Source organism: Colwellia sp. BRX10-4, assembly GCF_014077465.1.
GTDB lineage: Bacteria > Pseudomonadota > Gammaproteobacteria > Enterobacterales > Alteromonadaceae > Colwellia_A.
This window is the reverse complement of record NZ_JACGVZ010000137.1, coordinates 1-294: the sequence shown is the minus strand read 5'-3', so window position 1 is coordinate 294 and position 294 is coordinate 1. Positions and strand designations below refer to the sequence as shown.

General features: G+C 31.6%; 1 protein-coding gene. It reads right to left on the bottom strand.

Translation table 11 applies throughout. The features are described 5' to 3' along the window. The coding region (locus H4J67_RS20160; protein WP_182204951.1) for a hypothetical protein at window positions 1-266 on the bottom strand (266 nt) is incomplete at its 3' end. Window positions 267-294: the final 28 nt, after the last annotated feature.

Genomic DNA, 294 nt, shown 5'->3' with positions numbered 1-294 from the left:
CCAATAAAAGTAGCCGCCCTTACTATATTTGAGATCCAAGGTGCTAGAGATAAATAAGTAACACTAGATATTAAAGCGATACCACACACCCAATTAACAACTATTCTGTCGGTAACATTATTGTTTTCTAAAGTAATAACTACAATAAAAATAGCTAAAACTATAAGTTGATAAGCAATAAACATCGGTTTAGATTTTAAAGCAACATCTAAGAATTCCTTTATTGCATTAGGCGTGTTTTTCAATTTGATAGCTGATGAATTCATATACAGTTCCTTTGCGCTATAACGCCTA